Raw genomic sequence first — 19,595 nt, 5'->3', positions numbered from 1 at the left:
GTGCGCGTCAGGACAGCGGGGTCGCCAGTTCGCTGGTGGCCCCGCTCGTCAATTCCGCGACGGCCGCACGCGCGGCGTCGGTGAACTCCTGCTGGCGCTCGCGGACATCGACCGACCGGCCGGCGACCGACAGGCACCCGATCAGCGCCCCGTCGGACCCGAGCACGGGGAACGCGAGCGCGCCGATCCCGATCGTGGCGTCGTCGAGCGACAGTGTGAACCCCTGGGACCGCGTGCGCTCGACGTCCTCGCGGAGCGCGTCGGCGTCGACGATCGTCGCGCTCGTCAGCGGTCGACGCTCGGGCCCGTCGGCCAGGTACTCGTCGACGTCACGGGCGTACGCGAGCACGAGGCGACCGGCGCCCCCGGCGTACAGTGGCAGGGACCGGCCCGGTGCCAGGGTGAGGACGCCGATGCCTCGACCGGGCGCCCAGTCGACGCACACGGCCTCGTCGCCGCGCGGCACGGTCAGGAACGCGGTCTGTTCGGTGCGCTCGGCGAGGTCGTCGAGGATCCGTCGGGCGCTGGACCACTCGGTCATGGCGTCCCGTGCGGCGTCGGCAAGGTGCAACCACTTCACGCTGAGGCGCGCACGGTTCTCGTCCGTGGTGGTCGCCATCCCGACGGCCCGGAGTCCGTCGATGAACCGGTAGACGCTGGGGCGGGGGAGTCCCGTCGCCTCGGCGAGTTCAGCGGGCGAGAGGTCCCCGCGCTCGGCGAGGGCCTCGACCACCGCCATCGAGTTGGCGAGCACGCGCATCGGCTTCCGGTCAGCCACGTCGACCTCCGTCGTACCCCAGGTCCGCACTGATCGCGGCGGCGGTGGACATCACCAGGTCCGCGAGCTCGGACTCGCGGTCGACGAGCCGTTCTCGCAGCCCGCTGATGGACACCGCGGCGACGAGCTCGCCGCGGTGGTTGAAGACGGGACTGCCGAAGGCGGCGATGCCGATCGTGACGTCCTGGTCGGACCGGGCGTACCCGCGCGATCGAGTCGCCTCGAGCTCCGCCTGCAGCGCGCCCCGGGACGGGACGGCGTACGGCAGGTCGGGCGTCGCCAGGAGCTCGTCGACCACGGCGTGCTGTTCGCCGGCGGCCAGGAACGCCAGGAGGGCGCGGGGCGCCCCGCCGACGTGGAGCGGCAGCGAGTCGCCCACCTGCATCGCCACGGAGCGGACGTCGTGGCCCTCGAGGCGTTCGACGCACACGGCACGCGTGCCCCGGCGGTAGCAGAGCAGTGCAGCGACGCCGGCGCTCGAGCGGAGTTCGCGCATCCGGGGCAGGGCGAGCCCGCGGATGTCGAGCGAGTCCTCCAGGACGCCGCCGATCTGCATGCAGGCGAGCCCGAGACGGTAGGTGCCGCGGGCCGGGGCGGCGTCGACCCAGCCCATCGCGATGAGGCTCTGCAGCAGGCGGTAGGTGGACGACGTGGGTTCCCCGACCGCGTCCGCCAGCGCGCTCACCGTCAGGGCCTCGGTCTCGGCCAGCGCGTCGATGATCGCGCCGGCCTTGCTGAGGATCTCGATCCCACCGTCGTCGGAGGCGCCGTCTGCCATGTCGTCATCCTCCCACGCCGACCACGCCGGCTTCGTCGGCTCGTTCCGCTAATCTCACGCAGTAGACATGTCGTTCACAGAGTGATAGTTTGATGCCACCACCGCAGAACGAAGGAGTCGCCGTGACACGCAACGACGCGAGAGACGTCGAACACCTGGAGACCGTCGCCCGAGAAGGACGCTGGCGTGTCCTCGAGACGGTCGCGACGAGCAAGGCGGGGCACATCGGTGGCCCGATGTCCGCCATGGACCTGATGGTCGCCCTCTACTTCCACCAGCTCCGGATCGACCCGGAGCAGCCGCAGGACCCTGACCGCGACCGGTTCATCCTGTCCAAGGGGCACTCGGCGATCGGGCTCTACTCGGTGCTCGCCCTCCGGGGGTACTTCCCCGTCGAGGAACTCGCCACCTTCGACCACGGCGACTCCCGACTCCAGGGGCACCCCGACATGAAGCTCACGCCGGGGGTGGACTCCTCCACCGGGTCCCTCGGGCAGGGACTCTCCGCCGGCTCCGGAATGGCGATCGCCGCGAAGATGCAGGGCAAGGACTTCCACACCTGGGTGGTGCTCGGCGACGGCGAGATCGAGGAGGGCATGGTCTGGGAGACCGTCATCCACGCCCCCCGCTACGGCCTCGACAACCTCACCGCGATCGTCGACCTCAACGGTCTGCAGCAGTACGGCTGGCCGGCCGGCGAGCACGACCGCTACGACCGCAGCGAACCGATGGGGCACGTGAACCTCCCGGCCGTGTTCCGCGGCTTCGGGTGGAACATCATCGAGATCAACGGCCACGACTTCGAGGAGATCCTCGACGCGTACTCCGAGGTCGATGCCGCCCGCGGCGCGACCGGCAAGCCGACGGCGATCATCGCCCACACCGTCAAGGGCAACGGTGTCTCGTTCACCCGCGCCACGTTCAAGTGGCACAACGGCGTCCCCACCGCGGAGCAGCTCGACACCGCCCGTACGGAACTGCTCATCGACCAGAAGACGGAGGCCCTGGCATGAAGGCGCAGCGCGCAGTGTGGGGCGACACCCTCACCGAACTCGCACGGACCGACGACCGCATCGTCGTCGTCGACGGCGACCTCGCGACCTCGACCATGGCGGTCACGTTCGCCGAGGCCCACCCGGACCGGTTCGTCCAGGCCGGCATCGCCGAGCAGAACATGGTCGGGATCGCGTTCGGCATGTCGACCCTCGGTTACCGCCCCTGGCTGTCGTCGTTCGGGGTCTTCCTGACGAACCGCGCGCTCGACCAGGTGCGCATGCTCGTCTCCCAGACGAAGGCCCCCGTCCGGCTCGCCGCCGCGTACACCGGGCTGCTCAACGGCGCGAGCGGCAAGACCCACCAGGACATCGAGGACCTGTCGGTGATGCGTGCGCTGCCGAACATGACCGTCCTCGCGCCGGCCGACGAGACCGAGGCCGCCGCGATGATCCGCTGGGCCGCCGACCACGACGGCCCCGTGTACCTCCGGCTCGCCCGCGACGCGGTCGCCGACGTCTTCGACGGTAGCTACGCGTTCCGCATCGGCGCGCCCGTGCTGCTGCGTGACGGCTACGACCACGGCGAGGGCAACGAACGCGACGCGGGGACCGGACCCGACGTCACCGTCGTCTCGACCGGCGTCCAGACCTCCCGCACCGTCGAGGCGATCACCGCCGTCGAGGCCGAGGGACACCGCGTCCGACACGTGCACGTGCCGACGATCAAGCCCCTCGACGACGACGCCCTCTGGGCGCTGCTCGACGGCGCGGCCCAGGTCGTCACGGTCGAGGAGCACAACGTCGTCGGCGGACTCGGTGACGTCGTCGCGGCGGTCCTCGCCGGCCACGCCAGCGGGGCCCGCCTGCACAAGGTCGGGCTCGTCGACTCCTGGGCCGAGTCGGGCTCCAACGACTTCCTGCTCGACAAGTACGGACTCTCGGTCGAGCGCGTCGCGGACCGCATCCGTGCCGTCCTCGGGGAGCGAGTCGCCGCATGAGCACGGTACGTCCGGACGCTGCGGCGTGGACGGGGACCCGGACGGGACGCACGATCGTCACGCTCACCCCGGCGCCCGCGATCGACCGGACGTACTCCGTCGACACCCTGCGGGGCGGGACCGTGCACCGCGCCCACACCGTCACCGAGACACTCGGGGGCAACGGCGTGAACGTCACCCGTGCGCTCCTCGCGCACGGCGCGGCGTCGCACGCGGTCGCCCCGTTGTCGCCGGAGGCGCTCGCGCCCCTCGACGACGACGCACACTCCGGCCTGACGCCGGTGGACCTCGGCGTGCGCACCCGGGTCAACACCGTCGTGACCGCGGCGGACGGCGTCACCACGAACGTCAACGAGGCCCCGGCCCCGCTGACACGTGCGCAGTGGACGACGCTGACCGTGGCCGTGCTCCGCACCACGCTGGACACCGACGCCCGATGGCTCGTGGTGACTGGGTGCATCCCGGCCGTCGCCGGTGGCGACCACCTCGTCGACGTGCTCCCGCTCGTCGTCGCGGCTCGGGCCGTCGGACTGTCGGTCGCGTTCGACGTCCCCGGCCACCAGCTGACGGCGGTGCTCGACCCGCTCGCGCCGGTCGACCTCGTGAAGCCGAACGTCGACGAACTCGCGCAGGCCGTCGGACACCCCGTCACGACGGTGGACGAGACGGTGCGTGCAGCGCGCGCCCTCCTCTCGCGGGGCGCACGACGCGCGCTCGTCACGATGGGTGCCGCCGGGGCGCTCCTCGTCGATGCCCACCGACACGAACTGGTCCCCGGGGTCGCGACCGACTGCGTCGACACGACCGGGGCCGGTGACGCGGCACTCGCCGGGTACCTCGCCGCCGAGTCGGACGGCGCGACGCCGTCGGCCGCCGCGCGACTCGCAGTCCGTTGGGGCGCTGCAGCGGTCGCCCAGCGGGGTGCTGCGCTCCGCGCCACCCCGGCCACCCGCGGCGACGGCGCTCAGCCGTTCCGCCCGCCGCACCACACCGACCACTCCACCTGGCTGCGCGTCGACTCGCTCGCCGCGACCGGCTGACGCCGTCCGCAGCACGCCGCGGGCGCCCGACCTCGAAGGATCAGCATGACTGCCACCACCGAGACGATCGGATCGACGATCGAGCCAGGACCCGGCCTGGAGGCCCTCCACCACTGGGTGGACCAGGTCGCGTCCCTGACGGAACCGGACCACGTCGTCTGGTGCTCCGGCAGTGAGGTCGAGAACCGCGCACTGCTCACCGAGATGGTCGCCGCCGGCTCCCTCATCGCGTTGGACCAGGGCCTGCGCCCGGACAGCTTCCTCGCCAGGAGCGACCCCGCGGACGTCGCACGGGTCGAGGACCGCACCTTCATCTGCTCCGCCACCGAGGCCGACGCCGGCCCGACGAACAACTGGCGGGAACCCGACGTCATGCGCACCGAGCTCACGGCGCGCTTCCGGGGTGCGATGCGCGGGCGGACGCTCTACGTCGTGCCGTTCTCGATGGGGCCGGTGGGTGGGGCGATCTCGCAGGTCGGCGTCCAGATCACGGACTCGCCGTACGTCGTGGTGTCCACCAGGATCATGACCCGGATGGGCGCTGATGCCCTCGCGCAGATCGGGCCGGACACGGTCTGGGTCCCGGCCCTGCACACCGTGGGCATGCCGCTCGTCGACGACGACGGCACGAGGATCCCGGACGTGCCGTGGCCGTCGAACTCGACCAAGACGATCGCGCACTTCCCGGAGACCCGCGAGATCTGGTCGTACGGCTCCGGGTACGGTGGCAACGCCCTGCTCGCGAAGAAGTGCTTCGCCCTCCGCATCGCGTCGTCGATGGCCCGCGCGGACGGCTGGCTTGCCGAGCACATGCTCCTCATCCGCGTCACCACGCCCACGGGGAAGGTCCTGCACGTCGCCGCCGCCTTCCCCTCCGCCTGCGGCAAGACCAATTTCGCGATGATGACCCCGACGCTGCCCGGCTGGAAGGTCGAGACCATCGGTGACGACATCGCGTGGCTCCGCCCCGGTGCCGACGGCCGTCTGTGGGCGATCAACCCCGAGGCCGGGTTCTTCGGCGTCGCACCCGGGACCGGCCCGGACACGAACCCGGCGGCGATGACCACTGTGCGCTCGAACACGATCTTCACGAACGTCGCGATGACGCACGACGGCGACGTCTGGTGGGAGGGCGCGTCGGAGGAACCGCCGCGGCACCTCATCGACTGGCGCGGACGGCCGTGGGAACCGGGCAGCGTGACCCCGGCCGCGCACCCCAACGCACGCTTCACGGTCGCCGCTGCCCAGTGCCCGACCATCTCGGACGACTGGGACAGCCCCGACGGCGTGCCGATCGACGCCATCGTCTTCGGCGGTCGCCGCGCCACCAACGTCCCGCTCGTCGCCGAGGCCGAGGACTGGGAACACGGCGTGTTCTTCGGCTCGACGATCTCCAGCGAGCAGACCGCTGCGGCAGAGGGACCCGTCGGCGAACTCCGCCTCGACCCCTTCGCGATGCAGCCGTTCTGCGGCTACAACATGGCGGACCACTGGGCGCACTGGCTCGAGATCGGTGACCGCCTCGGCTCGAACGCACCGCGCGTCTTCCGAGTCAACTGGTTCCGCAGGTCCTCGGACGGCGGCTACCTCTGGCCCGGGTTCGGCGAGAACGTCCGCGTGCTCGAATGGATCGCTGGCCGGCTCGACGGCTCGGCGGACGTGGACTGGAGTCCCGTCGGCGGGCTGCCCGCTGTGGGCGGACTCGACCTGGTCGGGCTCGACCTCGACGGCTTCGCGCTCGACGAGTTGTTCGCCGTCGACCCGGCGGCGTGGTCCGCCGAGGCCGAGCAGCTGCGGGCGCACTTCGACCGGTTCGGCGACCGGTTACCGGTGCGGCTGCGGGCGCGGCTGGACCAGCTCGTCCATCGGCTCGAGGACGCGGCGTGACGGAGCGCCGGGCGGACGCCACGAGCGCGCGGCGTCGTTCCCCGCTCACTCGATGTCGACGTCCCGCTTGCCGCGCCGCACGATCAGCGGGTCCGGCTTGCCGATCACGTCGACCGCCTTGTCCGGGTAGTCGAACTGCGTCAGGAAGTACCGCATCGCGTTCAGGCGGGCGCGCTTCTTGTCGTTCGACCGCACGATGGTCCACGGCGCGTACCGCTTGTCGGTGCGCGTGAACATCGCCATCTTCGCCTCGGTGTAGTCCTCCCAGCGGTCGAGGGACAGCAGGTCGATGTCGGACAGCTTCCACCGGCGCACCGGGTCGAGCTGCCGCATCGCGAACCGGGTGCGCTGCTCGCGTCGGGTGACCGAGAACCAGAACTTCGTCAGGTGGATGCCGGAGTCGACGAGCATCCGCTCGAACTGCGGCACCTGGGTCATGAAGGACTCGTACTGGTCGTCGTCACAGAACCCCATGACCCGCTCGACGCCGGCGCGGTTGTACCAAGAGCGGTCGAACAGGACCATCTCGCCGGCCGACGGCAGGTGCTGCACGTAGCGCTGGAAGTACCACTCGCCGCGTTCCCGCTCGCTCGGCTTGCTGAGCGCCACCACGCGCGAGGTGCGGGGGTTGAGGTGCTCCGTGAACCGCTTGATGGTGCCGCCCTTGCCCGCGGCGTCACGTCCCTCGAAGAGCACGACGACCTTCTGCCCGGTGTCCTCGAGCCAGTACTGGCACTTCAGGAGCTCGATCTGCAGCTGGTACTTCGCGTACTCGTACTCCTCGCGCGGCAGTCGCTCGTCGTACGGGTAGTCGTCGCGCCACGTCAGGACGGGGTTGCCGTGCGGGTCGATGAGGTCCGGGTCGGCGGTGTGTCCGTCCGCGACGCTGTAGCCCTCGGTCCGGAGCTGCTCGATGTACTCCCGGAGTGGTTGCGAGTACGGCGCTGTGTCCACGGTGTCTCCTCTGCCCGCCGATCGGTCGGCTGGTCCCATCCTGTCCTGTGCGACCCGACAACTGCCCAACCGGACGTGTCCCACAGGTGACCAGGCGGCTGCGTCACCGGGCGCGGTAGCGTTCTCGATGGCCTGTCCCCGACCCGGATCGAGCAACGATGCCTGACGTCCACCTACCTGCCGCCGACCGCTACGAGCAGCTCCCTTACCAGCGCGTGGGGAGGAGCGGCCTGCTGCTGCCGCGTATCTCCCTCGGCCTGTGGAACAACTTCGGCGCCGACCGCGCACTCGCCACGCAGCGCGACATCGTGCTGCACGCCTTCGACCGCGGGATCACCCACTTCGACCTGGCGAACAACTACGGTCCGCCTGCCGGGTCGGCCGAGGAGCAGTTCGGCCGCATCCTCGAGTCGGACCTGCGTCCGTACCGTGATGAGATCGTGGTGTCGACGAAGGCCGGCTACGACATGTGGCCGGGCCCGTACGGCGACCGGGGCTCGCGCAAGTACATGCTCGCGTCGCTCGACCAGTCGCTCGGGCGCCTCGGGCTCGACTACGTCGACGTCTTCTACTCGCACCGTCCCGACCCCGAGACCCCCATCGAGGAGACGGTCAGCGCGCTCGTGACCGCGGTCCGTTCGGGCAAGGCGCTCTACGCGGGCATCTCGAACTACGACCCGGCGCAGACTGCCGCGGCAGCCGAGGCGCTCGCCGCCGAGAACATGCACCTGCTCATCCACCAGCCGCGCTACAACATGTTCGACCGGGTCCCCGAGGACGGGCTCTTCGACGAGCTCGCGCGTCTCGGCACCGGTGCGATCGTGTTCTCGCCGCTGGCCGGCGGGCTGCTGACGGACCGCTACCTGGACGGTTCGGTTCCGGTGGGGTCACGTGCGGCCGAGGGCCGCTGGTTCGGCGCGGACCGCATCGACGACGAGTACCTGACCACGGCGCGGGCGCTCAACGACATCGCGGCGGCTCGCGGGCAGACGCTCGCCCAGCTCGCGATCACGTGGGTGCTCCGGCAGCCAGCCGTCACGTCGGCGCTGGTCGGGGCATCGAGCGTCCGTCAGCTGGACGGCACGCTCGACTCCCTCGCGGGTGCCCCGCTCACCGACGAGGAGCTCGCGGCGATCGACGCCCTGGTACCGCGCGGCTGACGCACGCCGGAGGCAGTGGGCGTGACCCTTGGACGGACGGGAGGTGGGCCCCACCGCCGGTACCGGCGCACCGCGCCAGCGGGGCGACGGCCGTGACGGGAGGGACGGTGCCAGCTGGCACCGTGCCTCCCGTCTCTTGGTGGGTTGCCTTAGACCGCCGCGGTCGCCTCGTCGCGGTGCGGGAGCTTCCACCCCGGGCGCACGAAGTGGCAGGTGTACCCGGCAGGATACTTCTCGAGGTAGTCCTGGTGCTCCTCTTCGGCCTGCCAGAAGTCGCCCGCGGGCTCGACCTCGGTGACGACCTTGCCGGGCCAGATGCCGGAGGCGTCCACGTCGGCGATGGTGTCGCGCGCGACCTGCTCCTGCTCGGGCGAGGTGAAGAAGATCGCGGAACGGTAGGCACGGCCGACGTCGTTGCCCTGGCGGTCCTTCGTCGACGGGTCGTGGATCTGGAAGAAGAACTCGAGCAGGTCGCGGTACGAGATCTCCGACGGGTCGAAGACGATCTCGACCGACTCGGCGTGGTCACCGTGGTTGCGGTACGTCGCGTTCGGGGTGTCACCACCCGAGTAGCCGACGCGGGTGCTGATGATGCCGGGACGGCGGCGGAGGAGCTGCTGCGCTCCCCAGAAGCAGCCGCCGGCGAGGATGGCGGTTTCGGTGGTGGTCATGGTGGCCTCCTGAGGTCGTCGTGCCGCTGGCTGCGGCACCGTGTGGTGCAACCGGCGACGGGGCTGCGGTGTTCCCGTCGCCGGGCGGATGTCGGGCCGCGTCAGTTCGTGGTGTCCTCGAGCGCGTCGAGCGCGGCAACGTCGTCGGCCGACAGCACGAAGTCGACGTCGGCGTTGTCGGCGATGCGCGACGGGGTCGTGGACTTCGGCAGCGGCAGGACGTCCTTCTCGAGCAGGTAGCGGATCGCGACCTGAGCGACGGACTTGTCGTACTTCGCCGCGATCTCGGCGATCTGCGTGTTCTCGAGCAGGCCGCCGGTGGCGAGCGGCGAGTAGCCCTCGGTGAGGATGTCGTGCTCGCGGTCGAACGCGGTCGTCTCGTCCTGGGTGTTGCCGATGAACCAGCGGATCTGGTTCGCGTGCGGGACGACGTCGGTGCGGCCGAGCAGGTCCTCGAGGTCGGCGACGGCGAAGTTCGAGACACCGATCGAGCGGGTCCTGCCGGCGTCGTAGACCTCTTCCAGGACCTTCCACACCTCGACGTTGCCGTCGCGGTGGTCGGAGCCGATGGCGTCCCAGGGCCACGGTGCGTGCACGAGGTGGAGGTCGATGACGCCGACGTCGAGGTTGCGGCTCGAGGTCTCGAAGGCCTCGCGGGCGCCGTCGGCGGTCTTGATCTCGGCGGGCAGCTTCGTGGTGACGAAGACCTCGTCGCGCGGGACGCCGCTGTCACGGATGGCCTGGCCGACGCTGGCCTCGTTGCCGTAGGCCAGAGCGGTGTCGATGTGACGGTAGCCGGCGTCCAGGGCGGTCTTCGTGGCGTCGTAGGCGTCGTCGCCGGACGGGATCTGCCAGGTGCCGAAGCCGATCTTCGGGATGTGCAGGCCGTTGGACAGGGTGAACGTGTCGGTGAGAGCGGGCATGCGACGGACAGTACGCCGCGGGTTGGTGGACGTGTGGAGCGCCGCCACCGCGCACCGCGCCCCGGAACGGGCATCGCGCCCCGACTCACATGGGCGCGATGCCCGCCTGGGGGCGCGAACGCGTCAGGCGACGGACGACTGTCAGCGCGTGCGCGCGCCGATGCGCGGCAGCACGAAGCCGAGCACGATCATCGCGACGGCGAGGAACGCGTGCAGGACGTTGTCCGCGCTGTTCAGGGGGACGAAGTTCGCGGGGTCCGCCATGCCGGCCGTGAACAGACCGTAGACGAACAGGACGGCGTAGACGATGCCGCCGACGACCAGGTAGAGGCGAGCGCCCGACGCCGAACGGGCTGCGATGAGTCCGACGATGCCGAAGAGCAGGTGCACGATGTTGTGCAGGACCGACACCTGGAACAGCCCCAGGAGCAGGGCCATGGAACCGTGGCCAGCCATCGACATCGAGCCCATGTCCATCGTGAGTCCGGGGATGAAGCCGGCGATGCCGACGATCAGGAAGACGACACCGAAGAGGAGTGCACCCTTCTGGGTCCACGTCGAGCCGGTGCGGTTGCGAGCGGTTGCTGCGTTGCTGGTCATGGTGGGACCTCTCATCTCGTACGCGTCGCGGATGTGACGCACAGGGCATTCGTAGTCGATGCGCAGTCGGATTGCAGGGACGATCCGATTTCCGAACGTCGGTGCACCTGCTGAGTCGGTGCGCATGCCGTGCTGCCTACGCTCCGCAACACGGCAACACCCGACGGAAGGCAACACCATGGCAAGCGGAGTCGCAGCGGTATGGGTCCCGGTCACCGACATGCACCGGGCGGTCGCGTTCTACCGCGACACCCTCGGGCTGACGGTCACGGACGAGTCCGACGACTGGAGCGAGATCGACGCGAACGGTCTCATGATCGGGCTGAACGGTCGCGAGTCGGCGAGCCCGTCGAGCGGTGGGGGAGCGGTCATCACGTTCCAGCCGGACGGGTCGATCGAGGACGAGCTGGCGAGCATCCGTGAGCGTGGTGCGGACGTGCAGGGCGAGATCAGCGAGCACCCGTGGGGCAAGATCGTCCCGTTCAAGGACAGCGAGGGCAACGACCTGCAGTTCTACGCGCCGCCGCAGGGCTGACGCGACCCCAGGACAGACGGGAGGCCCGGTGCCAGCTGGCACCGGGCCTCCCGTCTGCGCGCGGTCGCCTGCAGAGCGCTACGCGACAGCGATCTCGTTGGGCACGCCCGGCAGTGCATCGCTCGAGGCGACGACCTTCCCGGTGGTGAGGTCGACGGCGTGGACCTTCCGCTCGGCGGGGTCGGTGACGTAGGCGATGTCGCCAGCGACCTTCACGGCGGGGTGGGCGTCCTGCCACTCGGCCGGGCCCTCCCACGCGTCGATCACGGGGAACGAGTCGAGTTGCTCACCGGTGGTCTCGTCGAAGGTGTGCAGGGCGCCGTCGTCGCCGAGGACCACCGCTTCGTCGCCGGGGCCGCGTGCGAGGTCGCGGAACGTGAAGCCGACGCCGTCGGGCAGGTCCGCGACGGTGTACTTCCCCGAGGCCGCGTCGATCAGGGCGATCTGGTCGAGCAGGTACCCCTCGCTGTCCGGGTCGTCGTTGTAGTCACCGACCGCGACCGACGAGTGTGGCGTGGTGAACAGGTTGCCGGTGCGGCCGTACTCGGTCGGGGCGTCGAGCTTCTCGAACGCGCCGTCGGCGTAGACGAGCGCGCCGTCGGTGCAGCCGAAGACCGCGACCTCGTCCTGGACCGCACCTTCGCCGTGCACGTCCGGGCAGGCTTCGGAGCGCGTGCGTTCCTTGCCGTCGGTGTCCAGGGCGCGCACGCCCGAGCGGCTCTCCTCGGTCCCGATGGTGGTCAGGAGCGTGCCGTCCTCGAGCTCGATCGCGACGCCGTGGTGCGCCGCCTCGGACTCGGTGGTCCGGGCGTCGGGCAGGGCGTCGCCGTCGAGCTCGGTGTTGTCGAAGGTCGTCACGTCGCCGGTGCCGTCGGCGAACAGGGCGGTGTGGTCACCGTGCACGACGGCGTGCCCACCGGTGTCGGCCGGGAAGACCGCGTCGGTGAGGGCCGGGTCCGCTGCGGTGTCGAGCACCCGGAAACCCTCGGGCACCGTGACGAGCACGTGGCGGCCATCGCCGGCGGGGTTCACCCGGGTGAAGCCGTCGACGGCGTCGTCGGCCACGACCTGCAGGTCCTGGTCGAGCACGAGCAGGCCGCCGTCGTAGGTCAGCGTGATGCGGGTGCCGTCGGCCTTCGGGGCCGAGGTGCTCTCGGCGTCGGCGGCGTTCGTGGCGCACCCGGTCAGGGCGAGGGCCGCGGCACCGAGCAGCGCGGCCGGCAGTGCTGCGGCGCGGAGGGTCTTAGGTTTCGTCATGGACAACACTGTACTGATTCTCATTCTCATCAAGAAATCGGAGCCGTCAGGCCGTCGACGATCGACTCGGTGTTCGAGCGCATCATCCCGAGGTAGGTCGACGCGGCGCCGTCCTCGGTCAGGGACTCGGTCGCCAGCGAGCGGATCGACACCTGCACGTCGACCTCCTCCGCCAGGACCTCGGCCAGGCGTGCGGGTTGCGAGGCGTCGGCGAAGATCGTCGGGACGCCCGCCTGCTCGATCGCGTCCGCCAGGTCACGCAGGTCGGCGGCGCTCGGGGACGCCAGGGTCGTGCCGCTCGGGATCACGGCCCCCACCACCCGGAACCCGTAACGATCGGCGAGGTAGCCGAACACGTGGTGGTTCGTCACCAGGGCCCTCCGATCGGCGGGGATGGTGTCGAACGCGGCGGTCATGTCGTCGTCGAGGGCATCGAGCCGGTCGGTGTAGGCCTCGGCGCCGGGAGTGTCGATGCCGACGGCGTCCAGTTCGTCGTCGAGGGCCTCGACCACGTCGACCATCCGCGCGGGGTCCGTCCAGAAGTGCGGATCGGGGCCGCTGTCGTCGTCGGTGGTCCACTCCAGGGCGTCGATCGCGTCGCCGGCGGTGAACACGGGCACGCCGTCGTCGGCCGCGGCGCGGACGTGGTGGGCCACCCCTTCCTCGAGCCCGAGGCCGTTCTCGACCACGAGGTCGGCGCTCCGGAGTCGCGCCGCCTGCTGCGCGGAGACCTCGAACGAGTGCGGATCGCCGCCAGGGGGCATGAGCACCATGACGTCGACGTCGTCGCCGACGACCTCGGTCACGACGTCGCCCAGGATGTTCGTCGTCACGGCGACGAGTGGGCGGTCTGACCCGGTCGTGGTGCAGCCGGCCGTCGTGACGGCGACGGCTGCGACGACGAGTGCTGCGGTCAGTGCGCGCCCGTGCACCCTCACAGTCCCACCTCGGCGAAGGCGACGGGCGCGAACGGGAGCTCGACGGTCCGGGCCACGCGGGCGCCGTCCGCGAAGTCGACCTCGTGGACGACGGCGGTCGTGGGGTCGGCCACGTACGCACGCTGCGCGTCGAGCTGCAGCAGCGGCGCTCGGTCGCCGTCGACCAGGGGATCGGTCGTCGCGACCTTCCCGGTCGAGGCGGTCACCACGACCACCCGACCCGCGTCGTCGACCCCGACCACGTGCTCGTCCTGGTCGTCCACGGCGACCACCGCACGCAGCGGCCGATCGGTCGGCACGTGCTGCCAGGAGCCCTGTCGGACGTCGAGCAACCAGAAGCCGGTGTCGCCCGCGAGGCCGGCGACCGTGGGGCGGCCGGCCCGCGCGGCGAACGCGGTCGGTCGTTCGGCGTCGTCCGGCAGTGCGACGAACGAGGTCGCACCGGCATCGTCGACGACGACCGCTCCGTCGGCGCAGCCCACCACGGCGCCGGCGCGGGTGACGATCCCACCAGCGGGGTCGATGCAGGCCTGTCCGGCGCTGGTCGACCCGGTCGACCCGGTCTGCGCTCCGTCGCCATCGAGGACGCGGACGGTGTCGCCGTCGGCGGCCACCAGGTGCTCGCCGAGCGGCAGCAGCACGGTCGCGTCGAGTCGGGCGGTCTCGTCGAGCTCGCCCTGCCCGAGTGCCGCGCGGTCGAGCACCACTGCCTCGCCGCGCTCCGGCCAGGCGATCGTGGTCATCGTCTCCGACGAGTGCACCTGGACCGGACCGCCGCCCTCGAGCGTCCCGACGACGCGCGGCTCGGCGGCGTAGTAGTGCGTGTGGTCGCCGTGGTCGACGGTCCAGGAGCCGCCGTCGACGATCGTCGTGCGGTCGCCGTCGCTCGTCACCAGGAACCGGCCGTCGGTCGCGGAGTGCTCGGCTGCGCCGACGCGGTCCAGGTCGGTCGTGTCGCCGGTGAGCAGGTCGTGCCGGGCCGTCTCGCCGGTCGCGGAGACGGCCAGGAGGCCCAGCTGCGGTTCCTGGGACTCGGTCGCGCCCGCCACGTAGCCGTGCGGGGCCGTGGTCGCGCTGGCGTCGTCGGCCGGCGGTGTCGACGCGGTGGAGCACGCCGTGACGGTGAGCGCGAGGCCGGTCGTCAGGCCCAGGGCACCCAGGAGTCGAGTGCGTCGTGCGCGTGCGCGTGTGCGGTCGGTGGTCGGGTCGTGGTTCATGGTGCCTCTCGTGCTGTGGCTCGGACGGGGTGTTCGACGGGCCTGGTGGTCGCGCGCGCGACCCTGCGGACGACGGCGGCGGTGGCACGGGACAGGGCGACCCCGGCGACGGCGACGGCCGCGATGCTGGCGCCGGCGGCGGTTCCGACGTGCCACGAGACGAGCAGGCCGACCAGGACGGCGGCGACACCGAGCACCGCGCCGAGGAGCATCGTCGAGGCCACGTGCTTCGTCCAGGCGCGGGCCGCGGCGGCGGGCGCGAGCAGCAACCCCACGACCAGCAGGGTGCCGACGGCCCGGTACGAGGCCACGACGGCGAGTGTGACCAGGCCGACGAGGACCACCTCGGCGAGGCGGGGGTGCAGGCCGAGCGTCGCGGCCTTGTGGACGTCGAAGGCCAGTGCCGTGAACGGTCGGTGGAACGCGGCGGCGACGAGCAGGGCGACGGCGACGGCGATCGCCAGGCCGACGAGGTCGGCGCGGGTGACGGCCAGCACGTCGCCGAACAGGATCGCGGTGACGTCGGTGGCGAAGGACCGCGATGCCGACACGATGATGACCCCGAGCGCGAGCATCCCGACGAAGAGCAGCCCGATCGAGGTGTCGTACGACAAGCCACCGCGTCGTCGCAGCGCCCCGACGCCGAACACCATCACCCCGGCGCTCACGGCGGCGCCGAGCACTGCGGGCACGCCGGTGAGCGCTGCGATCGCGACGCCGGGCAGCATGCCGTGCGACAGTGCCTCGCCCAGGAACGCCATCCCACGCACGAGCACCCACGTCCCGACGACGGCGCACAGCACCGCGGCCAGGGCGCCACCGGTCAGGGCACGCACCATGAAGTCGACGGTGAAGGGGTCGGTCAGCCAGGTCACGATCCGAGACGCTACATGAAAACGACTATCGATACTGATAGCGTGCTCAGGTGTTCGCGACCGATCCGATGCCCGCCGTCCGCCTCGAGCAGGTGACCGCCCTCCGCGGAGAGCGGACCGTCCTCGACGGCCTCGACGCGGCCTTCCCTGCCGGCCGGGTCACCGCGCTGACCGGACCCAACGGATCCGGCAAGTCGACGTTGCTCGACGTGGTGGCGGGCGTGCTGCGGCCGACCGCCGGGCGCGTCACGGGCCTCCCGTCAGACGGCGTCGCCCACGTGAGCCAGTCCGTCCCACCGACCACGCTCCCGCTCACCGTCCGCGCGGCCGTCGCGATGGGCCGGTGGCGTCACCGGGCCTGGTGGCGTCCGCTCGGACGTGACGACCGAGCCGTCGTCGACGCGCAGCTCGCGCGGATGGCGATCGCTGACCTGGCGGACCGGCCCCTCGACGCGTTGTCCGGCGGGCAGCGGCAGCGCACGCTCGTGGCACTCGGGCTGGCGCAGCGGGCCGGGGTGCTGCTCGTCGACGAACCGACGGCCGGGGTCGACGCGGCGTCCGCGGCGCTGGTGGTGTCGGCGCTCGCCGCCGAGGCTGCCGACGGCGTCGTCGTCGTGCACGCCGCACACGACCCTGCAGCGATCGCCGCAGCCGACGCCGTGGTCACCCTCTCTGCGCCCTGACGGCGCGGGCGGCAGTCAGGGGCAGGCGACGGCGACGGAACCCGTCGAGGTCGTCACCGGCGCCGGTGCCGGAGCCTCGTCTGCGACCGGCGCTGCGCTCGAGCGGCGCAGCCCGAGGGAGACGAGCACGATCGCGCCCACGACGGCGACCCCTCCGGACAACCAGAAGTCCGCGGCGAGCCCGAACGACGACACCGCCGCGCCGCCGAGCACCGACCCCGCGGCGATCGCGAGCTGGATGGTCGTGACGAACAGCGCGAGCCCGGTCTCGGACCCGGCGGGTGACGCCGTGGACATCCACGTCTGCATGCCGAGCGGCAACGCGCCCCAGACCAGCCCCCACACCACGAGCAGCACGAACACCCCGACGACCGAGTGCGCGAGCAGGGGAAGCAGGACCACGGCGGCCGCGAGGGCGACCTTCGACACGCTGATCGTCCCGAGCACGCTCCGCCCGAGGGTGAAGCCGGCGGCGAAGTTCCCCACGATTCCCGCGACGCCGAACACCAGCAGCGCGAGCGTGACGGTGTCCGGGCCGACCCCGACCAGGTCCTGCAGGTACGGCGCGATGTACGTGTACGCGGCGAACTGTGCGGCGAACAGGAACGCGGCGGCGATCAGACCGACACGGGCGCGGGGGACGCGGAGCAGCGAGCCGAGCGTCGCGAACCGGACCTGCTGCTGCGCGGGGATGCGCGGCAGCATCGCGAGCTGCAGGACGAGTGCGACCAGACCGAGCACACCACCGATGACGAACGCGAGCCGCCAGGTGGCGAGCGACGAGACGAGGGCACCGAGCGGCAGGCTCACGACCGTCGCGACCGAGACGCCGGCGGTGATGAGCGAGGTCGCCCGGATCGTGGCGGCCGGCCGGACCAGTCGACCGGCGATGCCGGCGCCGATCGCCCAGAACCCGCCGATGCCGACGCCCAGGAGCATGCGCGCCACGAGCAGCACACCGAACGACGGGGCGATCGCTGCGAGGCCGTCCGCCACCACGAGCAGCACGGTCAGCGAGACGAGCACGACACGGCGGTCCACCCGCGAGGTCAGGACCGTGACGACCGGTGCCGCGACGGCACCGACGAGCCCCGTGGCGACGACCATGAGCCCGGCCGTGCCGATCCCGACGTCGAGGTCGGCGGCGATGGCGGGCAGGAGTCCGATCGGCAGGAACTCGGAGAGCACGAGGACGAAGGACCCGAGTGCGACGGACGTGACACCGAGCCACCCGCGGCGCTCTGCTGACGAGGTCATGGGGTCGTCAAGCAGCGCCGGTCGCGGGCCATTCCCGCGTGTCGTGTCGCTACTCGCTGGCTACCGACACGGTGCGGCCCGACGCCACCGACTCCTGCGCGGCGAGCACGATCGACAACGTCCGCAGCCCGACGTGCACGTCCGGCTGCGGTTGCACGCCCGACCGGACGGCGTCGACGAACGTCCGGAGCATCACGGCGTCGGGGTCGGCGCCGTAACGGGACTCGATCGGCAGCCCGGTCTCCGCGACGATCCCGCGCGCAGCCGCACCGAAGAAGTCGAGCGACACCGTGCCGCCCGTCCCGGCGACGTCGAGCGTCAGTCCACCCCACACCGCCGAGGTGTCCGGCTTGCTCCACGAGCAGTCGATCGCGGCGACGACGCCGTTCGCGTACGTGATCGTGACGAGTCCGGCGGTCTCCGCCCGTGCCCGGGCCGCGTGCAGCGTGCGGTTCGCCACGGCCGTGACGGTGACGGGCGCCGACCCCATCAGGCCCTCGAGCAGGTCCGCGATGTGCACGACGTGGTCGACGATCGCGCCACCGCCGGACAGCTCCGGCTCGGTGAACCACGACCGGGTCAGGGGGAGCATGCCGTTGTTCGCGCCGCGGACCGAGAACAGCTGTCCGAGCGCACCGGAGTCGTGCGCCGCTCGGAGCTTGTCGAACGCCGAGGTGAACCGCACCGGGAACGCCACCATGAGCATGACGCCCGCCGCGTCGACGGCGTCGCGGATCGCGAGGCCGTCCGCCCACGTGGTCGCGAGCGGCTTCTCGCACAGGACGTGCGCACCGGCGGCGGCCGCGGCCTCGACGAGTTCGCGGTGCCGGGCGTTCTCGCTCGTGACGACGACGGCGTCCGGGGCCCAGGCGAGCAGCTCGTCGTACGTCTCCGCGTAGGCGACCCCGAGCTCGTCGGCCAGGTCGCGGCCGCGCAGCTCGATGACCGTCTCGCCCGTGCTGACGCCGTCCGGGTCGGCACCCCGGACCTCGACCCCGGGCATCGCGGCGAGGGCGCTGAGGTAGCCGATCGCATGGGTGTGGGCGAACGACATCACGGCGATCTTCAGGGCGCTCATGCGCGAGCCCCCGTCATCAGGGACACCGGCTGCCCCGTGTCCATCGACTCGAGTGCCGCGTTCGCGATCCGGACCGCCTCGGCGCCGTCCGCCGCCGTCACCCGTGGAGCGGCACCGCCGGCGAACGCTCCGAGGAACTCGGCCAGTTCGAGTCCGTACGGGTCGTCGGCGGGGTCGACCTCGGGCAGGAAGCCGTCCGCGGCGTCGGGCACCGCGAGGTCGGCGACGTAGTCCTGTTCGTCGAGCGACCGGTGCGCCAGGCTGCCGCGTGTGCCCGTCACCGAGTACTCGGTCGAGAACGCGAGGTGCTGCGGTCCCCAGATCCCGGCGACGTGGCTGATCGCACCGGACTCGTGCGTGAGCAGGACGTGCGCCGCCTCCACCGGCTCGGCCTCGGTGCCGGCACGGACGCCGACCGCCGACACCGTGGTGACGGGTCCGGCGACCCAGCGCGCGATGTCGAGGTCGTGGATCATCTGGTCCATCACGATGCCGCCGGACAGTGCCCGGTCGGCGAACCACGCGGTGCGGATCGGGAAGGCCCCGGAGCGCACGAACCGCAGGACCGCCAGGTCGCCCAGGAGGCCCGTGGTGACGGCGTCGTGCAGGCGCACGTACGCGGGGAAGAAGCGCACCACGTGGGCCGGGAAGAGCTGTCGGCCAGCGTCCTGCGCACGGGCCACCAGGTCGGCAGCGTCGGCGTCGGTCCGGGCGAGCGGCTTCTCCGACACGACGTCCTTGCCGGCGGCGAGTGCGGCGCGCACGACCTCGGCGTGGGCGAAGGTCGGCGTCACCACGTCCACGACGTCGACGGCGGCGAACAGGTCGTCGAGCGAGTCGACGACGGTGATCGACGACCCCGCGGCGGCTGCTGCCGAGGCGAACGCGGCGGCCAGATCTTGCGCACCGTCCTGCGCGTACACGACGACCGGGCCGAGGCGGAGCAGGCCGGGCATGTGCGCGTGGGCGAT

General features: G+C 71.6%; 20 protein-coding genes. 7 read left to right on the top strand and 13 right to left on the bottom strand.

The window, feature by feature from the left end; genetic code table 11:
• Positions 1-7: 7 nt before the first annotated feature.
• Positions 8-778, bottom strand: a complete 771-nt coding sequence (locus tag OGL88_RS09185; RefSeq protein WP_263054876.1) for an IclR family transcriptional regulator — start codon at positions 776-778, stop codon at positions 8-10.
• The gene (locus tag OGL88_RS09180) at positions 771-1,556 is read right to left on the bottom strand and encodes an IclR family transcriptional regulator (protein WP_263054877.1); all 786 of its coding nucleotides are present in this window, start codon (positions 1,554-1,556) and stop codon (positions 771-773) included. The genes OGL88_RS09185 and OGL88_RS09180 overlap by 8 nt, the downstream gene beginning before the upstream one ends.
• Positions 1,557-1,678: 122 nt before the next feature.
• On the opposite strand from OGL88_RS09180, the gene OGL88_RS09175 reads away from it, so the two are divergent.
• From OGL88_RS09175 to OGL88_RS09160, 4 genes are read left to right on the top strand one after another with little or no spacing between them, the layout of a single operon-like run.
• The gene (locus tag OGL88_RS09175; protein WP_263054878.1) at positions 1,679-2,569 is read left to right on the top strand and encodes a transketolase; all 891 of its coding nucleotides are present in this window, start codon (positions 1,679-1,681) and stop codon (positions 2,567-2,569) included.
• The gene (locus tag OGL88_RS09170) at positions 2,566-3,549 is read left to right on the top strand and encodes a transketolase family protein (protein WP_263054879.1); all 984 of its coding nucleotides are present in this window, start codon (positions 2,566-2,568) and stop codon (positions 3,547-3,549) included. Before OGL88_RS09175 ends, OGL88_RS09170 begins: the two co-directional genes overlap by 4 nt.
• Positions 3,546-4,589, top strand: coding sequence for a 1-phosphofructokinase family hexose kinase (locus OGL88_RS09165; RefSeq protein WP_263054880.1), 1,044 nt, complete (start codon positions 3,546-3,548; stop codon positions 4,587-4,589). Before OGL88_RS09170 ends, OGL88_RS09165 begins: the two co-directional genes overlap by 4 nt.
• 45 nt (positions 4,590-4,634) lie before the next feature.
• Positions 4,635-6,476: a phosphoenolpyruvate carboxykinase (GTP) gene (locus tag OGL88_RS09160; protein WP_263054881.1), complete on the top strand. Its 1,842-nt coding sequence runs from the start codon at positions 4,635-4,637 to the stop codon at positions 6,474-6,476.
• 45 nt (positions 6,477-6,521) lie between these two features.
• On the opposite strand, the gene ppk2 is transcribed toward OGL88_RS09160, so the two are convergent.
• Positions 6,522-7,469 carry a polyphosphate kinase 2 gene (ppk2, locus tag OGL88_RS09155; RefSeq protein WP_111086461.1) on the bottom strand — a complete coding sequence of 316 codons (948 nt, stop codon included), beginning with the start codon at positions 7,467-7,469 and terminating at the stop codon, positions 6,522-6,524.
• Between the two features lie 119 nt (positions 7,470-7,588).
• Between ppk2 and OGL88_RS09150 the strand changes: the two genes are divergently transcribed.
• Positions 7,589-8,590, top strand: coding sequence for an aldo/keto reductase (locus tag OGL88_RS09150; RefSeq protein WP_263054882.1), 1,002 nt, complete (start codon positions 7,589-7,591; stop codon positions 8,588-8,590).
• A gap of 149 nt (positions 8,591-8,739) precedes the next feature.
• On the opposite strand, the gene msrA is transcribed toward OGL88_RS09150, so the two are convergent.
• From msrA to OGL88_RS09135, 3 genes are all read right to left on the bottom strand, one after another.
• Positions 8,740-9,261, bottom strand: a complete 522-nt coding sequence (gene msrA, locus OGL88_RS09145; RefSeq protein ID WP_123339177.1) for a peptide-methionine (S)-S-oxide reductase MsrA — start codon at positions 9,259-9,261, stop codon at positions 8,740-8,742.
• A 101-nt stretch (positions 9,262-9,362) separates the two neighbouring features.
• Positions 9,363-10,184 (bottom strand): aldo/keto reductase, encoded by an 822-nt coding sequence (locus OGL88_RS09140; RefSeq protein ID WP_263054883.1) that lies wholly within the window; start codon positions 10,182-10,184, stop codon positions 9,363-9,365.
• Between the two features lie 141 nt (positions 10,185-10,325).
• The gene (locus OGL88_RS09135) at positions 10,326-10,784 is read right to left on the bottom strand and encodes a DUF4383 domain-containing protein (protein ID WP_123312179.1); all 459 of its coding nucleotides are present in this window, start codon (positions 10,782-10,784) and stop codon (positions 10,326-10,328) included.
• A 178-nt stretch (positions 10,785-10,962) separates the two neighbouring features.
• Between OGL88_RS09135 and OGL88_RS09130 the strand changes: the two genes are divergently transcribed.
• The gene (locus OGL88_RS09130; protein WP_123339174.1) at positions 10,963-11,319 is read left to right on the top strand and encodes a VOC family protein; all 357 of its coding nucleotides are present in this window, start codon (positions 10,963-10,965) and stop codon (positions 11,317-11,319) included.
• 78 nt (positions 11,320-11,397) lie between these two features.
• Here OGL88_RS09130 and OGL88_RS09125 read toward each other — a convergent pair whose 3' ends face one another.
• The 4 genes from OGL88_RS09125 to aztB are packed head-to-tail and all read right to left on the bottom strand — an operon-like array spanning position 11,398 to position 15,606.
• Entirely contained in the window at positions 11,398-12,576 is a 1,179-nt protein-coding gene (locus OGL88_RS09125) for a hypothetical protein (RefSeq protein ID WP_263054884.1), read from the bottom strand.
• A 29-nt stretch (positions 12,577-12,605) separates the two neighbouring features.
• Positions 12,606-13,514 (bottom strand): metal ABC transporter substrate-binding protein, encoded by a 909-nt coding sequence (locus tag OGL88_RS09120; RefSeq protein ID WP_263054885.1) that lies wholly within the window; start codon positions 13,512-13,514, stop codon positions 12,606-12,608.
• On the bottom strand, positions 13,511-14,731 hold the full coding sequence (locus tag OGL88_RS09115) for a hypothetical protein (protein ID WP_263054886.1): 1,221 nt from the start codon (positions 14,729-14,731) through the stop codon (positions 13,511-13,513). Before OGL88_RS09115 ends, OGL88_RS09120 begins: the two co-directional genes overlap by 4 nt.
• Positions 14,728-15,606, bottom strand: coding sequence for a zinc ABC transporter permease AztB (gene aztB, locus OGL88_RS09110; protein WP_263054887.1), 879 nt, complete (start codon positions 15,604-15,606; stop codon positions 14,728-14,730). Before aztB ends, OGL88_RS09115 begins: the two co-directional genes overlap by 4 nt.
• A gap of 50 nt (positions 15,607-15,656) precedes the next feature.
• On the opposite strand from aztB, the gene aztA reads away from it, so the two are divergent.
• Complete coding sequence (aztA, locus tag OGL88_RS09105) at positions 15,657-16,289, top strand: zinc ABC transporter ATP-binding protein AztA (protein WP_263054888.1); 633 nt, start codon at positions 15,657-15,659, stop codon at positions 16,287-16,289.
• Between the two features lie 15 nt (positions 16,290-16,304).
• Here the strand turns inward: aztA and OGL88_RS09100 are convergent, their stop codons facing one another.
• From OGL88_RS09100 to OGL88_RS09090, 3 genes are all read right to left on the bottom strand, one after another.
• Positions 16,305-17,546 carry an MFS transporter gene (locus OGL88_RS09100; RefSeq protein WP_205463616.1) on the bottom strand — a complete coding sequence of 414 codons (1,242 nt, stop codon included), beginning with the start codon at positions 17,544-17,546 and terminating at the stop codon, positions 16,305-16,307.
• 49 nt (positions 17,547-17,595) lie between these two features.
• The gene (locus OGL88_RS09095; RefSeq protein ID WP_263054889.1) at positions 17,596-18,624 is read right to left on the bottom strand and encodes a Gfo/Idh/MocA family protein; all 1,029 of its coding nucleotides are present in this window, start codon (positions 18,622-18,624) and stop codon (positions 17,596-17,598) included.
• Positions 18,621-19,595 (bottom strand): Gfo/Idh/MocA family protein (locus tag OGL88_RS09090; RefSeq protein WP_263091209.1); only part of this gene is annotated, 975 nt, incomplete at its 5' end. The genes OGL88_RS09090 and OGL88_RS09095, both read right to left, overlap by 4 nt.

The sequence above is a fragment of the Curtobacterium sp. RIT-PI-V genome, from assembly GCF_025642935.1.
Lineage (GTDB): Bacteria > Actinomycetota > Actinomycetes > Actinomycetales > Microbacteriaceae > Curtobacterium.
The sequence above is the reverse complement of the archived record's forward strand: the minus strand, read 5'-3'. Positions and strand labels throughout refer to the sequence as shown.